Here is a 15,530-nt window from a genome sequence, read left to right as displayed (position 1 = left end):
CGGCCACCGCCGGCCGGATGACGGGATCGCGAACGCGGCGGCTTCACGCCGCCGGCGTCGCGCTCTCCTCGTCCTGAAGCTTGCGCCACATGATCTTGCCGGTGCCCGATTTCGGCAGCGCATCGACGAATTCGACGATGCGCGGCGCCTTGTACGACGCCATGTGCTCGCGCGCCCACGCGATGAGGTCGTCCTCGGTCACGGTGTGCGCGTGCCGCGCATTGCGCACGACGAACGCCTTCACCGTCTCGCCGCGATGGGCGTCGCGCGCGGCGATCACGCAGACTTCCTGTACCGCGGGATGGTCGTACATCATTGCCTCGACCTCAGCCGGCCACACCTTGTAGCCCGACGCATTGATCATCCGCTTCAGGCGATCCACCATGAAGAAGTAGCCGTCCTCGTCCTTTCTCGCGAGATCGCCCGTGCGCAGGAAGCGCTTGCCGTCGATCTCGACGAACGCGTCGCGCGTCGCTTCCGGATTGCGCCAGTAGCCTTGCATCAGCTGGTGGCCGTGCATCACGATCTCGCCGGTCTCGCCTTGCGGCAGTTCGGCGAGCGTGTCCGGGTTGATGATCCTCGCGTCCACGCCGAACACGGGAATGCCGAGGCAGGTCGACTTCGGCCGTTGCGGCGGGTTGATGTGCGTCGCGGCGATCGTCTCCGACATGCCATATCCTTCGGTGTACTCGATGCCTGTCTTGTCCCGCAGTTTCTTCGCGACTGCATCAGGCATCGCCGCACCGCCGCCGGCCATGACGCGCAGGCTCGACAGGTCGTGATCGTCGAGCTTCGGGTTCGACAGGAAGTCGACGGCCATCGTCGAAATCGAGTGCCATTCCGTCACACGGTGATGCGCGATGGCGCTCGCGGCCGCGTCGCGATCCCAGCGCGGCAGCACCACGACGGTCGCGCTGCTGAAGAGCGGCCCGTTCAGGCCGCTCTGCATGCCCGTCACATGGAACAGCGGCAGGACCGACAGCAGGATCGAGTCCTGGTTGCTGCCAAGCCAGGTGACCAGGCTGACCGCCGTGCACATCACGCTGCGGTGCGTGTGCATGCAGCCCTTCGGCCTGCCGGTCGTGCCGGACGTGTAGGGCATCACGCATAGATCGTCGGGGCCGGCGGTCAATGGGCCGGGCTCGCAGCGCGCATCGAGCATGTCGCTCCAGTGCGTGACGCGAGCGCGGTCGACGTCGCCGATGTGGCGCGGCGCGCTGATGAACGCCGGCGGCGCGATGCGCGACGGCTGCTTCAGGTAATCGCTGTACGTCGCGACGATCACATGCGCGAGCTGCGCATCCGCGTCGCCGACGAGCGGTGCGACGCGCTCATACAGATCCTGCGCGACGAAGGCGGTGCGTGCGCCGCTGTCTTCGACGTAATGACGCAGCTCGTCCGTCATGTTCATCGGATTGACCGGCACGACCACCGCGTTGGCGCGCAGGATGCCGTAGTAGGCGAGCATCCATTGCGGGCTGTTCTGCATCTGCAGCAGCACGCGGTCGCCGGCCTTCACGCCGCAGCATTGCTGCAGGTAGCCGGCAATCCGCTCGGTCTCGTCCTTGAATTCGGCGAAGGTGAGCGGCGTGTCGTAGAAGAGGATGAACGGCTTGTCCGGGTAGCGGGCCGCCGATACCTCGGCGTTGTAGTACAGATGGGTCGCGGGCAGCGTCAGATGACGGGGAAGGTGCGCCGGCCAGCAAGGTGAGGCTTCCAGGGGCATGTCTCGACTCCAGATGCGACATGGGTGATGAGAAAGGCAACGAGCCGCGACGTTGCGATCGCGTTAGGCTCGAAGTCGGGTTGTCGTGCCGGCCGCGGTTCACCGCAACGCATGCGCTTGCGCCACGCGCGCTGTCGAGCGGCGCAGCAGCTGCCACCCGAACAGCAGCATCCAGAGCGGCAGGACCAGAACGACGACTGTCTCGCACGCAATCGAGAGCCTGCTGAGGCTCGGGAAAAAACCGAGCACGAAGAACAGGCCGAAGAACCCGCCCACGATCCTCAGCAGAATCGTTCCGCCCCAGCCTGCCTTCTTGAGCAGCCGGGCGGCAATCGGGGTCCAGAAGAACACGACGGGCCCTTCGACCCACCAAAGCCCGTTTTGCGTCGCATTGGCAATGGCGGACCAGATGGCCGCCGCCGCGACCTTGGCGGCATCGTCGCCGCCGGCATACACATGCGCGAGCGGATGGAGGGCCGCCATCTGGATCACCGCGCCGGTAATTCCGGACATCACGTAGAGGCCGACGGCGAGCGCCACCATGCCGCCGAGCGCACCCAGTTCCTCGCGGAAGGCATGCACGAAGTAGCCGCCGATGGCGACGAACGGCAGATAGAAGCCGAGCACGTCGGCGAGCATCCACCAGCGGAACAGGTCGCGTGTTTCCGTGGGCAGCTTCAGCATCGACGCACCTTGCAGCATCACCCCGATGTCGCCGCCGGTGACTGCCAGCGACAAACCGACGGTAGCGTAAGCCACGAGACCGCCGACGATGGCGTTCCAGGCCGTGAAACGAATGACGTTGTGCGAATTCATCGTTCTCCCTGCGCGAGTCAGGTGGTTGCTCGATCGGTTCTGTTGTGATCGGCCGCCGCATGTGCCGCGGCCGCCTCGGCCTGCGCGCGAACGCCGGAGGTGACCCGGCTGACGCCGCGTATCAGGTCGACCGCCTTCTCGCCGATCATGATGGTCGGGGCGTTGGTGTTGCCGCCGATCAGCGTCGGCATCACCGACGCGTCGACGATCCGCAAGCCCTCCAGGCCGCGCACGCGCAGTTGCGGGTCGACCACCGCCATCTCGTCGTGCCCCATGCGGCAGGTGCCGACCGGGTGATAGACGGTATCGGTGCGTTGCCGCAGCACCGCGCGGATATCGTCGTCGCTCTTCACGTTGGGCGTGAAGAGGTCGCGCGTGATCCACCTGGCGAGCGCGGGGGTCTGCATGAGCCTGCGCGTGATCTTGAATCCGGCCACCATGTCGTCGACGTCGCGCGGATCGTCGAAGAAGGCCGGGTCGATCAGCGGCGCGGCGGCCGGATCGTTGCTGCGCAGCGTGACCGAGCCGCGGCTGCGCGGACGCAGCAGACACACGTGGCACGACAGCCCGTGGCCCGCATGCAGGCGGCGCGCGTGATCGTCGACCAGCGCCACCACGAAATGCAGCTGGATGTCGGGCGCGTCGAGGCCCGGTTGCGTCTTCAGGAAGCCGCCGCCCTCGGCGAAGTTCGTCGTCAGCATGCCGCGCCGCTCGCTGCGGAAGCGCAGGATTTCGCGCAGCATGCGCAGGCTGCCGCGCAGCGACACGCCCATCGTGTCGACGCTGCGCGTGCGGTAGCCGAAGATGAAATCCGGATGGTCCTGCAGGTTGCGGCCCACGCCGGGCAGATGCTGCACGGTCTGGATGCCGAAGCGTGCCAGTTCGTGAATCGGCCCGACGCCGGACAACATCAGCAATTGCGGCGTCTGGAACGCGCCCGCGGCCAGCACGACTTCGCGCCGCGCACGGAGGGTGCGCACGGTGCCGTTCTGGAGCACTTCCACGCCGACCGCACGCCTGCCTTCGAACAGGATGCACCGGACCTGGGCGTGCGTTTCCACCGTGAGATTGCTGCGCCGGCCGATGTGCGGGAGCAGATACGCGCGCGCCGCGCTCCATCGTTCGCCTTGTTTCTGCGTGACCTGGTAGATGCCGATGCCTTCTTGTTGCGCGCCGTTGAAATCGTCCGTGAGCGGCAGGCCGGCCTGGCGGGCGGCTTCCAGATATCGTTCGTGGAACGGGTTGCCGGTGCGCAGGTCGCTGACCCAGAGCGGGCCGTCGCGGCCGTGCCACGCGTCGTCGAAGCGTTCGTTGTGCTCGCTCAGGCGGAAGTAGGGCAACACGTCGTCGTAGGACCAGCCGTGATTGCCGAGCGCGGCCCAGTGGTCGTAATCGCTGCGGTGGCCGCGGATATAGACCATCGCGTTGATGGCGGACGAGCCGCCCAGCGCCTTGCCGCGCGGCTGATAGCCGGTGCGCCCGCCGAGCCCTGCCTGGGGCACGGTATCGAACGCCCAATTGTTGATGCGGGTGGGCATCATGGCGACCGCGCCTGCCGGGATGTTGACGACCAGGCCGTTGCCATGGCCGCCGGCCTCGAGCACGCAGACCGTGAGATTCGGATCTTCGGACAGGCGGCCCGCGACCACGCTCCCGCCCGATCCGCCGCCGACGACGATGTAATCGAATGATTGATTCATGGTGTTTCTCTCGACTGGCTATTGCGAGGGTCAGGCAATGCGCGACAGCACGCGCAGCAGCAAGTTGAAGGTGCGGCCGTACGGCGGATGAAACAGCCCGGCGCCGTTCCAGCGCGCCTGATGGAAGACCGGCTTGAGCTTGCTGAAGGTGTCGAAGCCCCATTTGCCGTGGTAGGCGCCCATGCCGCTCGGGCCGACGCCGCCGAACGGCTGGTTTTCCTGCGTCAGGTGCCACAGGCAGTCATTGATCGTGACGCCGCCCGACACGGTTTCGCGCAGCGCGCGATCGCAGCGCGACGCATCGTTGCCGAACCAGTACAGCGCGAGCGGGCGAGCCTGGCGCTGGACGTACGCGAGCGCGTCGTCGGGGTTCGCGTATTCGACGATCGGCAGGACGGGGCCGAAGATCTCTTCGCGCATCAGCCGCGAGTCGGCCGGTGCGCCGATCACGAGCGTGGGCGCGAACTTGCGTGACGCCGCATCGACCGATTCGCCCGCCGGGTTCACTTCGATCACGCGCGCGCCCGCGGCGCGCGCTTCGCCCACCATCTCCGCCAGGCGTGCGCGATGACGCGCGCTGATGATCGCGGTGTAGTCGGGATTGCCGACGAGCTTGGGATACAGCTGCGCGATGGCCTGCGCCAGATGCGATGCGGTGTGCTCGGCGGTTCCCGCCGGCACGAGCAGATAGTCCGGTGCGACGCAGGTCTGACCCGCGTTCAGCAGCTTGCCGAAGGCGATGCGCTTCGCCGCGACGGCAACGTTGCAGGACGCGTCGAGAATGGCCGGCGATTTGCCGCCCAGTTCGAGCGTGACCGGCGTCAGGTTGGCCGCGGCCGCTTGCGCCACCGCGCGGCCGACCTGCGTCGAACCGGTGAAGAACAGATGATCGAAGGGCAGGCTCGCAAAGGCCTTGCCGAGTTCGATATCGCCGATGGCGACATCGAGTTCGTCGGGCGAAAACGTCTCGCGTGCCATCGACGCGAGCAGGTCGGACAGCGCGGGCGTGAGCTCGGACGGCTTGATCAATACGCGGTTGCCAGCGGCCAGCGCCGCGAGCGCGGGGCCGAGCGAAAGCTGCAGCGGATAGTTCCACGGCGCGATGATTCCCGCCACGCCCAGCGGCTGCGGCATCAGCCGGTTATGGCCGGGACGGAAGTGCAGCGCGGTCGAAACACGTTGCGTCCGCATCCATTGTTTCAGGTGGCGCCGCGCATGCCGGATGCCCGCGCGCACGATGAATACTTCGGCAAGCCGGGTCTCATGAGCGGAGCGGCCCTGAAAATCCGCGTCGATGGCGCGCACGATGTCCGTTTCGCGCGCATCGAGCCACGCGGCCAGCCGATCGAGGCGGGACAGCCGGGTTGACGGCGCGGGGTACGGTTCCTGCGCGAAAGCGCGACGCTGGCGTTCGAAGCTGGCCACGAGTGCGGATGGGTAGCCTTGCAGCATGGTGTCTCCTGTGTATTGTCGATTGGGAGATTCGATTCGCGATGAACGTCTGCAAGACGTTTTCGATTCCGAAGCTGCCCGCAGGCCGAACGCAGATCAGGCGAAGCGCCTGTCGACGCTCGCCGGCTCCGCCGCCGTACGCGTCACACTGCGTTTCGCATGCCCGTCGATCAGGTCGGTCAGCAGCGGCGCGACGCCGTTGGGGATGTCGTGGCCCATGCCGCGGATGGTGACCATCTCCGCGCCGTCGATGGCGGCAGCGGTCGCGACGCCACCGCTCGGCGCAACCAGCAGATCCCGATCGCCATGCACGACCAGCGTCGGTGTCCTGATCCGCCTGATTTCCGCCGTCCTGTCTCCGGATTTCATGATCGCGCCGATCTGGCGCGACATGCCTTCGTGATCGCGCGCCTGCTGGCCGCGTTCCCACGCATCGGCCGCGTACGCGCGCCGCACGTCGTCGCTCACGGGGTACGTTTGCGAACCGATGTGGGCCATGACCCGGCTGTACCGCTCGATGGCCTCCTCGCGATCGCGGGGCGGCGGCTTGATCAGCTTCAACATCGCGGAGGCAGCCGGCTGGCCGACATTGCGGGCGCCGGTCGTGGAGATGATCGACGTCAGCGACAGCGTTCGCTGCGGATGGGTCGCCGCGATGATCTGGCCGATCATGCCGCCCATCGACATGCCCACGATGTGCGCGCGCGCCACATGCAGATGATCGAGCAGGCCGATGGTGTCGGCGGCCATGTCGTGCAGGTCGTACGCGGATCGAATGGGCCGTCGCAGGAACTGCCGGAGCAGGCCCGGCGGCGGCTGCGCGATGCGCGACGAACGGCCGACGTCGCGGTTGTCGAAGGCGATGACGCGATAGCCGCATCGCACCAGACCGTCGATCAGGCCGGCTGGCCAGGAAGTCAATTGCAGGCTCAGGCCCGCGATCAGCAGCAACGGTTCCGCGGTATCGGGGCCGTACGTGCGGTAGCACAGGCGCACGCCGGTCGGCACGTCGCAGAATGCATCGCGAGCTTCATCCATTGCGTGGATCGACATGGTCAGGCTCCGACGGCGCGAGGTGACTGGGGACGGTCGACGCTCGCCGTTTGCTGCGCATGCCGGAAGTGCAGGCAGGGATGTTCGATCGGACCGTTCCGCAGGTTTTCGACATCCACGTAGTAATCCTGCGACATGATCCACGGGTTGCCCGGGCCCTGGCACGGCATGCTTTCGATGGCGCGCTTCACGTAGCCGGCGCCGAAATCGAGCAACGGGCGCTTCGGCATGTCGGCGTCGGGAAGCTCGGGCGCGCAGATCGCGTAACCCGTGCGATCCATATGGTCGAGCAGGCGGCAGAAATGCGATGACAGCAATCCCAGCTTGAGCGTCCACGACGAATTCGTGTAGCCGACCGAGAACGCGAAGTTCGGCACGCCGCTGAGCATCATGCCCTTGAAGGCCACCGTGCTGTGCAGGTCGATCGGCTGGCCGTCGACGCTCAGCTTGATGCCGCCGAACAGCCTGATGTTGAGCCCGGTGGCCGTCACGATGATGTCGGCCGGCAGTTCCTGCCCGGATTCGAGCAGGATGCCCGTTTCCGTAAACGTCTTGATGCGGTCCGTGACGACCGATGCGCGGCCGTCGCGGATGGATTTGAAGAGATCGCCGTCGGGCACCGCGCACAGCCGCTGATCCCACGGGGAGTAGGGCGGATTGAAGTGCACGTCGACCGGATAGTCCTTCGGAAGCTGGCGCTTGTTGAGGTAGCGGATCAGACGCCGCGCCGTGTTCGGCCGCGTGCGGCAGAGATGCCAGATGCCGCGCGAAATGGCGATGTTCTTGCGGCGCACGATCGCATAGGCCCACTTGTGCGGCATCACCTTGCGCAGCGAATTGGCAATGATGTCCTCCGCCGGCAGGCTCATCACATACGTCGGCGTGCGCTGGAGCATCGTCACATGCCCGGCCTTCTCGGCCATGGCCGGCAACAGCGTCACGGCGGTGGCGCCGCTGCCGATCACCACGACGCGCTTGCCGCTGTAGTCGAGATCTTCCGGCCAATGCTGGGGATGGATCGTCTGCCCCTGGAAGCGTTCGATCCCTTCCAGTTTCGGGGTGTAGCCCTGATCGTGGTGATAGTAGCCGGCGGCGCTGAAGAACCACTTGGCCAGCATCGTCCTGCGTTCGCCGGTATCCAGGCGCTCGACCTCGACCGTCCAGCGGGCTTGCGAACTGGACCAGGCGGCGTGAATCACCTTGTGGTTCAGGCGGATGTGGCGATCGATGTCGTATTCGGCGGCGGTCTGCCGCAGGTAGGACAGGATCGCATCGGCGCCCGCGATCGACTTCTTGTGCGGCCACGGCTTGAACTCGTAGCCGTACGTGTGCATGTCCGAATCGGAACGGATGCCGGGATAGCGGAACAGGTCCCAGGTGCCTCCGGTTGCCGCGCGCGATTCGAGGATCACGTATGACGTATCCGGACGCTCCGTCTCGAGGTAACGGGCGACGCCGATGCCGGACAGGCCGGCTCCGGCGATCAGGACATCCACATGCTCGGGGGGCGGAAGGTGGTGTACGGTCACGGCGTGTCTCCTGGTTGCGTCGAATTGCGCAAGTTGGATGTATTTTTATTGACGGAATTCGTCCAAACAAGGTATCAATCGCACCATGTTTCGAGTGGTTTGGTGCAACGTGCACCAGCGCTCCGTTTGGGCAAGGTGTCGCTATGTCTCAGAATTCCATCCCGTCCGGGTGGCGCACGTGGCCGCTGCCGTCTCCGCGCATCCAGGAACTGATGCGCCGGGGCGCGGAAATCGTGCTGAACGTGCATCCGGTGTGGCTGCAGGAGCTCGATCAGGTGAACGTGGCCGCCGGGCAGGTGATGAGCGACCCGGTGATTGCGGCGGCGGTGCGCCGAATCAACCGCAATGGGCTGATTCACTGGGCGACCGCCAACATCGAGAACCCCGGCGCGCCGGTGTCGCGCTATCTGTCGCCGGACATGCAGAGCAGCGCGCGCGAACTGGTGCGGCGCGATCTGACCGACCTGGTGTTCGCGTCGGCGCGTTCATCGCAGAGCATCCTGTGGCAGCACTGGATGGAGCTGGCCTTCACGTTGACCGCGGATCCCGATGAACTGCACGCGCTTCTGGCGGTGTCGTCGCGCTCCATCGCGGCGGCGATCGACGCCAACATGGAAGTCATGGCCGAATTCCTGCGCGTCGAGCGCGAGGCGTACGTGCGCGGCACGCATGCCGACCGCCGCGAACTGGTCACGTTCATCGTGGAGGGGACGGCGATCGATGCCCAGGAGGCGAGCAGGCGCCTGGGCTATTCGCTGGATCAACCTCACCATGCCGCGATCATCTGGATCGAGGAGGCGGAGGCCGAATCGGGCCTTCTGGAGCAGGCCGCCGAGGCGCTGGCGCGATGCGCGGACACGCGCAGCATGCTCGTCGTCGTCGCCAACACGGCGACGCAGTGGGTGTGGACGCATGGCGGCGAGCCGATCAACATGGAATCCTTGCGGCGCATGATCAAGGCGCTGCCCGGCGTGCACATGACCGTTGCGACGGCCGGGCGCGGCATCGAGGGATTCCGCCGCGGGCATCTGGACGCGCTTGCCACGCAGCGGCTGTTGGGGCGGCTGCACACGGGCGCCGGCGTGGTGCATGCGGACAGCATGAGTTTGATCGCGCTGATGACGCAGCACATCGAGTCGGTTCAGCAGTTCGTCGCGCACACGCTGGGCGAGCTGGCGACGGCGGACAAGTCGTTGCGGCAGGCGCTCAGGGTGTTTCTGGCGGAAGGCTGCAACGCGACCGAAGCGGCGGAAAAGGCGCACGTTCATCGCAATACGCTGCTGCGCCGGCTGGAGCGCGCCGAATCGCTGCTGCCTCGCCCGCTTGCGCAGCAGCGATTGCATGTTGCGGCGGCGTTGGAGGTGCTTTATTGGACGGCGGGGGATTACGAGTGAATGCGCGAAGGCTGGCCGGCTTTCCTTGCATTTGAGATTCGGGTGAAAGAAAACGCTCAATCGCGGATTAACTCTAAGAAATATCTCAGGTCGCTGTGCGCTTATCTGAACTCGCAATTCTGTCAGTGATTGTTGAGATAAAGCGCAAGGTAATATTCGCCGCACTGCCGTAAATTCTATTGTCGACATTTTCGGCTGCCGGAATATGTCGCATCTTCCAATAAATCCGGATCGTCGTTCCACGATTCGCTACGAGCGCTATGCAATCGAATTGCCCTGCCTGCCGAACCTCGGCAACGATTGACACGCCTTGACTCTGCCTTTCGACGGCTCAATTCGATGTTGTGCGATGTTCGGGGGCCGTGAGAGCGGATCGAACGAAAATGGCGTCTCGACGACCGGGCAGTTGTCGGTTCAGACGGTTGTCGTGGGGCATGATACGGCACAGCCGTTGGTCGCCGTGGGTTACGCGACGCAAGTGATCGGCGGCGTCGTGGTCTTGTCGTGCCATTGACACTCACTCCGGCAAATCCCGCCGGTTCGTATCCTGCTCGACGCCCCCCGTGTTCAGGTATTCGATCTTCTCCATCCGCTGTCTTGCCAGCTCGGGGTGACGGTTCGTCACGCCGATCACGAGCGCTTCGGCCAGCGCGAGTGCGGGAACGTTGGTCTGCAGCATCGCGAAAGGTCGCCCCTGGATGCGAAGCACGATTTCGGCAACCTCGCCGATCGGCGAGATCCATTCGTCGGTGATCAGCAGGACCCGCGTGCCGAGCCGGTGCGCGGATTGCGCGAACCGGACGCTGTCCTTCTGGTAGCGGCGAAAATCGAAAATGACGAGGACGTCGCCGGGCCCCATGTCGGTGAGCGCAACCGACGCCAGGTTGACGTTCGGTTCGACATACTGAACATGCGGGCGCGCGTAGGCGAGGGTAAAGGAAAACAACGAAGCGAGCGGCGCGGTGTACCGCCCGCCGCCGCAGAACACGCGCACGCCCGGATCGGCCAGCAGCGTGACGGCTTCGTCGAAGGCTGCTGCATCGAGCCCTTCGATCGTGGTTGCGAGCGACTGCGAGAGCCGCTGAAAAATCGCCGCATGATTGTCCCGCATGCCGGATTCGGAGTGGAAGGCATCCATCCGGGCAAGCGGCGAATTCATCGCGGTGTCGATTTCGTCGTACAGCGCCTGCTGGAACGACGGGTAGTTCGGAAAGCCCATCCTGACGACGAAGCGAAAGACGGTCGGGTCGCTGACCTCGGCCTGCTTCGCGAAGTTGGCAATGGGCCCCAGGCCGAGGCTGGGGTAGCGATCCAGCAACGCGTGCGCGACCTTCTGTTCCGACGGCGTGAAGCTATCCATCTGCGATAGCAGCAACGCCCTGATGCTTGTCCCCATCGGGCACTCCAACGCTCATATTTGAATGACACCGGGCAGACGTTCGTCCGCGGGCGATCCCACGCATGTTAGCCGATCTCCTTGTCCATCCATGTAATAAAACAAACAAAGCGAACGCGAACCCCACGCCGTGTTCCCGTCGATATCTAGTGATAACCCTAGGTTTTTCGCGCAAAAATCCGCTGCTATGATCGCGGCCTCGCTGGGATGTATCAAACATTACCAAATAACGCCCGGCATGGCCCAGCTTTCGTTTGGAGGATTTCGTCATGAGGCGGCTCGTTGTACTCACCCTGTTGTCGGCACTGCACTTGAGCGCGTTCGCCGCTTCGGAACCCGCAGTTGAAGCGAAGAACGGCATGGTCGTGTCGTCGCAGCATCTCGCATCGGCAATCGGCGTCGAGATGCTGAAGCAGGGCGGCAATGCGGTGGACGCCGCCGTTGCGGTCGGCTACGCGCAAGCCGTGACGAATCCGTGCTGCGGCAACATCGGCGGCGGCGGCTTCATGACGCTCCACCTCGCGGACGGCCGCGACCGCTTCATCAACTTCCGCGAAACCGCGCCGGCCGCGGCCTCCGCGAACATGTATCTCGACGCCGCGGGGAACGTGCGCCCCGACGAAAGCCTGTACGGCTATCGCGCCGTCGGCGTGCCGGGCACGGTCGCCGGCCTCGATCTCGCGCTGCGCAAATACGGGAAGCTCACGCGCCAGCAGGTGATGGCGCCCGCGATCCGGCTCGCCCGCGACGGCTTCATCCTGACGCGCGGCGATACGGACATCCTCGACACGACGATCCAGCGCTTCAGGAAGGACCCGGAAGCGGCGCGCATCTTCCTGCGCCCCGACGGCACGCCGCTGCAGCCGGGCGATCGCCTGGTGCAGAAGGACCTCGCCCGCACGCTCGAGCGCATCGCGCAGCAGGGGCCCGACGCGTTCTATCACGGCGAGATTCCGAAGATCGTCGAGGCGGCGGCCAAGCGCTCCGGCGGCGTGATCGCGGCGAGCGATTTCGCGTCGTATCGCGCGGAAGACGTGGCGCCGCTGAAGTGCACGTATCGCGGCTACGAGTTCGTGTCGGCGCCGCCCCCGAGCTCCGGCGGCGTGACGATGTGCGAGACGCTGAACGTCCTGGAAGGGTATGACCTGCGCAAGCTCGGCTACCACTCGGCGGCTTCGATTCACGCCATGACCGAAGCGATGCGGCATGCATACGAAGATCGCAACACGCTGCTTGGCGATCCGAACTATATCGACAATCCGGTCGCGAAGCTGACGAACAAGGACTACGCGGCCGAACTCCGCAAGAGCATCCACGCCGATACGGCGACGCCGTCGGTCGACGTGCAGGCCGGTGTCGGCGCGCACGAGAAGCCGGAGACGACGCACTATTCGATCATCGACCGGGACGGCAACGCGGTTTCGACTACCTACACGGTCAACGGCCGCTTCGGCGCGGTGGTGATCGCGCCGGGCACGGGCTTCTTCCTGAACGACGAGATGGACGACTTCACCGTGAAGGTCGGCGCGCAGAACCTGTTCGGCCTCGTGCAGGGCACCCGCAATTCGATCGCGCCGGGCAAGCGCCCGCTGTCGTCGATGGCGCCGACCATCGTGAAGAAGGACGGCAAGGTGTTCATGGTGGTCGGCTCGCCGGGCGGCTCGCGCATCATCACGATCACGCTGCAGACGGTGCTGAACGTGATCGACTACGGGATGACGCCGCAGGATGCGGTCGACGCGCCGCGCATCCACCACCAATGGCTGCCCGACGAGGTCTATTACGAGACCTACGGCCTGTCGCCCGACACGCTCGCGATCCTGCGCAACATGGGCTACAAGATGGTCGAGCAGACGCCGTGGGGCGCCGCCGAGCTGATCCTGGTCGGCTTGCCGGGGACCGAGGCCGCGAGCCGGCAGAGTTCCGGGAACGATTCGTCGGTGTCCGGCAACGTGCGGGTGGGCTTCATCTACGGCTTCAACGACCCGCGCCGCCCGGCCGGTTCGGCGATCGGTTATTGATCGCTCGTTGACCTGAGCACCCGGCGCAGAACCACCCGTTCGGCGCCGGCCACGCGCATTCCGTCGCACCGCACGGGATGCGCCGATTTCACTTCTTCCGGACCGGCGCGTGCGCCGAATTTTCGCTATGAACAAACGCATGTCCGCAGCAGGCTGGATCCTGCTCGCGATGGCGGCCGGCATCCTGATCGGCTACATGATCAATACGCAGTTTCCGGACAAGCGCTCCGCCACGGAGATCGCCGGCTACATCTCGCTCGTCTCGGACGTGTTCCTGCGGCTGATCAAGATGGTGATCGGCCCGCTGGTGTTCTCGACGCTCGTCGTCGGCATCGCGCACATGGGCGACGCGTCGTCGGTGGGGCGCGTGTTCGTGAAGGCGTTCGGCTGGTTCGTCACCGCGTCGCTGATCTCGCTGCTGCTCGGGCTGCTGATGGCCAACCTGCTGCGGCCGGGCGAGAACCTCGGGCTGCCGCTGCCGGACATCGGCGCGACGGCGAGTCTCGCGACGTCCAAGTTCACGCTGAAGGATTTCGTGGGGCACATGGTGCCGAAGTCGTTCGCCGAGGCGATGACGAACAACGAGGTCCTGCAGATCGTCGTGTTCTCGATGTTCTTCGGCGTCGCGCTCGCATCGCTCGGCGAACGCGCGAAGATCCTCGTTGCCGCGATCGAGCAGCTGTCGCACGTGATGCTCAAGATCACCGGCTATGTGATGAAGCTCGCGCCGCTCGCGGTGCTGGCGGCGATGGCATCGACCGTGGCGATCAACGGCCTGTCGATCCTGCTGAAATTCGCGGTGTTCATGGGCGATTTCTACGTGAGCCTGTTCCTGCTGTGGGCCACGCTCGTCGCGGCCGGGCTGTTGTTCCTCGGCCGCCGGGTGTTCAAGCTGCTCGCGCTGATCAAGGAAGCGTTCATGCTGTCGTTCGCGACGGCGAGCTCCGAAGCCGCGTATCCGAAGATCCTCGATGCGCTCGACCGCTTCGGCGTGCGCCGCAAGATCTCGAGTTTCGTGATGCCGATGGGCTATTCGTTCAACCTCGACGGCTCGATGATGTACTGCACGTTTGCGTCGCTGTTCATCGCGCAGGCCTACGGCATTCATCTGTCGCTGGGCACGCAGGTCACGATGCTGCTGGTCCTGATGCTGACGTCGAAGGGGATGGCCGGCGTGCCGCGCGCATCGCTCGTCGTCATCGCGGCGACGCTGCATCAGTTCAACATTCCGGAAGCGGGGCTGCTGCTGATTCTCGGCGTCGACACGTTCCTCGACATGGGCCGCTCGGCGACGAACGCGGTGGGCAACTCGATCGCCAGCGCGGTGGTCGCGAAGTGGGAGGGCGAGCTGATGCCGGAGGCCGAGGCCGAAGCGCATGCCGCGCGTCTCGACGCGGAGCTGGCGCTGCGGATCAAGGAGAAGGCTTGAGCCATCGCCCGGGCGTCCGCTATCGGACTTGACCCGCCAATACCTGCCGCCGGCACCATGCCGGCGGAATGATCAGACCCGCGAGAAGCCTTGTTCTCGCGGGTTTTTTGTTTTCATCGGGCCCGCTCCGCCGCGCGGAATCGGGCCGACGAGATGAACGTCGATCTGCTAACGTAGCGGATGTCTGCGGCATCGTGCGCAGGTTCGCAGCCCGTTGATCCGTCACCATGAAACGGCTGTCGACACCCCGAGCCTGTACGCGCAGTGGCGCGTGAGCCGGCGCACGATGCAACCTGGATTGCGGGCCGTCATGCCGGCGGCGCTGCACCTACCCTGAGTTGCGCAGATGGGGCGATGGCTCGTCTAACCGCGTCAGGCCCACCTGCGCGTCAACGAAGCAGCCGCCCGATCGGGCGGCGTGAACACCGGGCATTCCGCAAACGTCTACCGGGCGAATCCTTTCAAGCCGAACGCGTCTTGCGCGCATTCGGCGGCAGGTTCGGTGCCTGGACAATCGGGCCGACGCGCGAGGCGTCGGCTACATCTCTTGGAGTGGTGATGAAGCTGGACGGATTGAGCCGCCAGATTGCGCTGACGATGGCGGCGATGGCGTTGGGCATGACGATACTGGTCGTGACGTCCGCCTACACGTTCTACAACGTGCTGATCAAATACTGGCCGGGCGAGACCAATCTGACGGGCTGGACGCCGACCGGCCCGGAGTGGGTCTGGCTGATCGCGACCACGCTGGCCGGCCTCGCGCTCGCGATCGTCGTGGCGGTCAACCTGTCGCGGCGCATCCTGGCGCCGCTGAACTCGGTGGCCGACAGCATCCGCCGCGTCGCGCACGGCGACCTCGGCGCGCGCGCGGTGGCCGGCGACCGCTCGCTGCGCGAAGCCGCGCTGCTCGCCGACGATTTCAACGCGCTCGCCGACCAGTTGCAGCGCGTGACCAAAGAGCAGGCGTTCTGGAATGCCGCGATCGCGCACGAGCTGCGCACGCCGGTCACGGTG

At 65.5% G+C, this 15,530-nt stretch carries 11 protein-coding genes; 4 read left to right on the top strand and 7 right to left on the bottom strand.

Annotated features, from left to right (window positions below; translation table 11 throughout):
* Window positions 1–43: 43 nt before the first annotated feature.
* From HWY45_RS35425 to HWY45_RS35400, 6 genes are all read right to left on the bottom strand, one after another.
* Window positions 44–1,726: a long-chain fatty acid--CoA ligase gene (locus HWY45_RS35425; RefSeq protein WP_059882567.1), complete on the bottom strand. Its 1,683-nt coding sequence runs from the start codon at window positions 1,724–1,726 to the stop codon at window positions 44–46.
* A gap of 99 nt (window positions 1,727–1,825) precedes the next feature.
* Window positions 1,826–2,542: a hypothetical protein gene (locus HWY45_RS35420; RefSeq protein WP_059882565.1), complete on the bottom strand. Its 717-nt coding sequence runs from the start codon at window positions 2,540–2,542 to the stop codon at window positions 1,826–1,828.
* A 17-nt stretch (window positions 2,543–2,559) separates the two neighbouring features.
* A complete protein-coding gene (locus HWY45_RS35415) occupies window positions 2,560–4,242 on the bottom strand; it encodes a GMC family oxidoreductase (protein WP_059882563.1) in 1,683 nt (560 codons plus the stop codon).
* A 30-nt stretch (window positions 4,243–4,272) separates the two neighbouring features.
* Window positions 4,273–5,694, bottom strand: coding sequence for a coniferyl aldehyde dehydrogenase (locus HWY45_RS35410; RefSeq protein ID WP_059882561.1), 1,422 nt, complete (start codon window positions 5,692–5,694; stop codon window positions 4,273–4,275).
* A 96-nt stretch (window positions 5,695–5,790) separates the two neighbouring features.
* Window positions 5,791–6,702 (bottom strand): alpha/beta fold hydrolase, encoded by a 912-nt coding sequence (locus HWY45_RS35405; protein ID WP_311767930.1) that lies wholly within the window; start codon window positions 6,700–6,702, stop codon window positions 5,791–5,793.
* Window positions 6,703–6,749: 47 nt separating this feature from the next.
* Window positions 6,750–8,276 carry a flavin-containing monooxygenase gene (locus HWY45_RS35400; RefSeq protein WP_059882556.1) on the bottom strand — a complete coding sequence of 509 codons (1,527 nt, stop codon included), beginning with the start codon at window positions 8,274–8,276 and terminating at the stop codon, window positions 6,750–6,752.
* Between the two features lie 143 nt (window positions 8,277–8,419).
* Here HWY45_RS35400 and HWY45_RS35395 point away from each other — a divergent pair, with 143 nt between their 5' ends.
* Window positions 8,420–9,670, top strand: coding sequence for a PucR family transcriptional regulator (locus HWY45_RS35395; protein WP_059802784.1), 1,251 nt, complete (start codon window positions 8,420–8,422; stop codon window positions 9,668–9,670).
* Between the two features lie 517 nt (window positions 9,671–10,187).
* Here the strand turns inward: HWY45_RS35395 and HWY45_RS35390 are convergent.
* The gene (locus HWY45_RS35390; RefSeq protein ID WP_059882554.1) at window positions 10,188–11,066 is read right to left on the bottom strand and encodes a MurR/RpiR family transcriptional regulator; all 879 of its coding nucleotides are present in this window, start codon (window positions 11,064–11,066) and stop codon (window positions 10,188–10,190) included.
* Between the two features lie 269 nt (window positions 11,067–11,335).
* On the opposite strand from HWY45_RS35390, the gene ggt reads away from it, so the two are divergent.
* The 3 genes from ggt to HWY45_RS35375 form a co-directional block, all read left to right on the top strand.
* Complete coding sequence (ggt, locus tag HWY45_RS35385) at window positions 11,336–13,087, top strand: gamma-glutamyltransferase (protein WP_059882571.1); 1,752 nt, start codon at window positions 11,336–11,338, stop codon at window positions 13,085–13,087.
* Window positions 13,088–13,214: 127 nt separating this feature from the next.
* Window positions 13,215–14,516: a dicarboxylate/amino acid:cation symporter gene (locus HWY45_RS35380; protein WP_059563244.1), complete on the top strand. Its 1,302-nt coding sequence runs from the start codon at window positions 13,215–13,217 to the stop codon at window positions 14,514–14,516.
* A gap of 558 nt (window positions 14,517–15,074) precedes the next feature.
* Window positions 15,075–15,530, top strand: a 456-nt coding sequence (locus HWY45_RS35375; RefSeq protein WP_176118452.1) for a HAMP domain-containing protein, incomplete at its 3' end; no start/stop codon positions are given.

It is taken from the genome of Burkholderia stagnalis, from assembly GCF_902830275.1.
Lineage (GTDB): Bacteria > Pseudomonadota > Gammaproteobacteria > Burkholderiales > Burkholderiaceae > Burkholderia > Burkholderia stagnalis.
This window is presented reverse-complemented; position numbering and strand designations above follow the sequence as displayed.

Coding starts and splice junctions, on each gene's coding strand:
- HWY45_RS35425 (WP_059882567.1), bottom strand. CDS start 1,726: ATGCCCCTGGAAGCCTCACCTTGCTGGCCGGCGCACCTTCCCCGTCAT.
- HWY45_RS35420 (WP_059882565.1), bottom strand. CDS start 2,542: ATGAATTCGCACAACGTCATTCGTTTCACGGCCTGGAACGCCATCGTC.
- HWY45_RS35415 (WP_059882563.1), bottom strand. CDS start 4,242: ATGAATCAATCATTCGATTACATCGTCGTCGGCGGCGGATCGGGCGGG.
- HWY45_RS35410 (WP_059882561.1), bottom strand. CDS start 5,694: ATGCTGCAAGGCTACCCATCCGCACTCGTGGCCAGCTTCGAACGCCAG.
- HWY45_RS35395 (WP_059802784.1), top strand. CDS start 8,420: ATGTCTCAGAATTCCATCCCGTCCGGGTGGCGCACGTGGCCGCTGCCG.
- HWY45_RS35390 (WP_059882554.1), bottom strand. CDS start 11,066: ATGGGGACAAGCATCAGGGCGTTGCTGCTATCGCAGATGGATAGCTTC.
- ggt (WP_059882571.1), top strand. CDS start 11,336: ATGAGGCGGCTCGTTGTACTCACCCTGTTGTCGGCACTGCACTTGAGC.
- HWY45_RS35380 (WP_059563244.1), top strand. CDS start 13,215: ATGAACAAACGCATGTCCGCAGCAGGCTGGATCCTGCTCGCGATGGCG.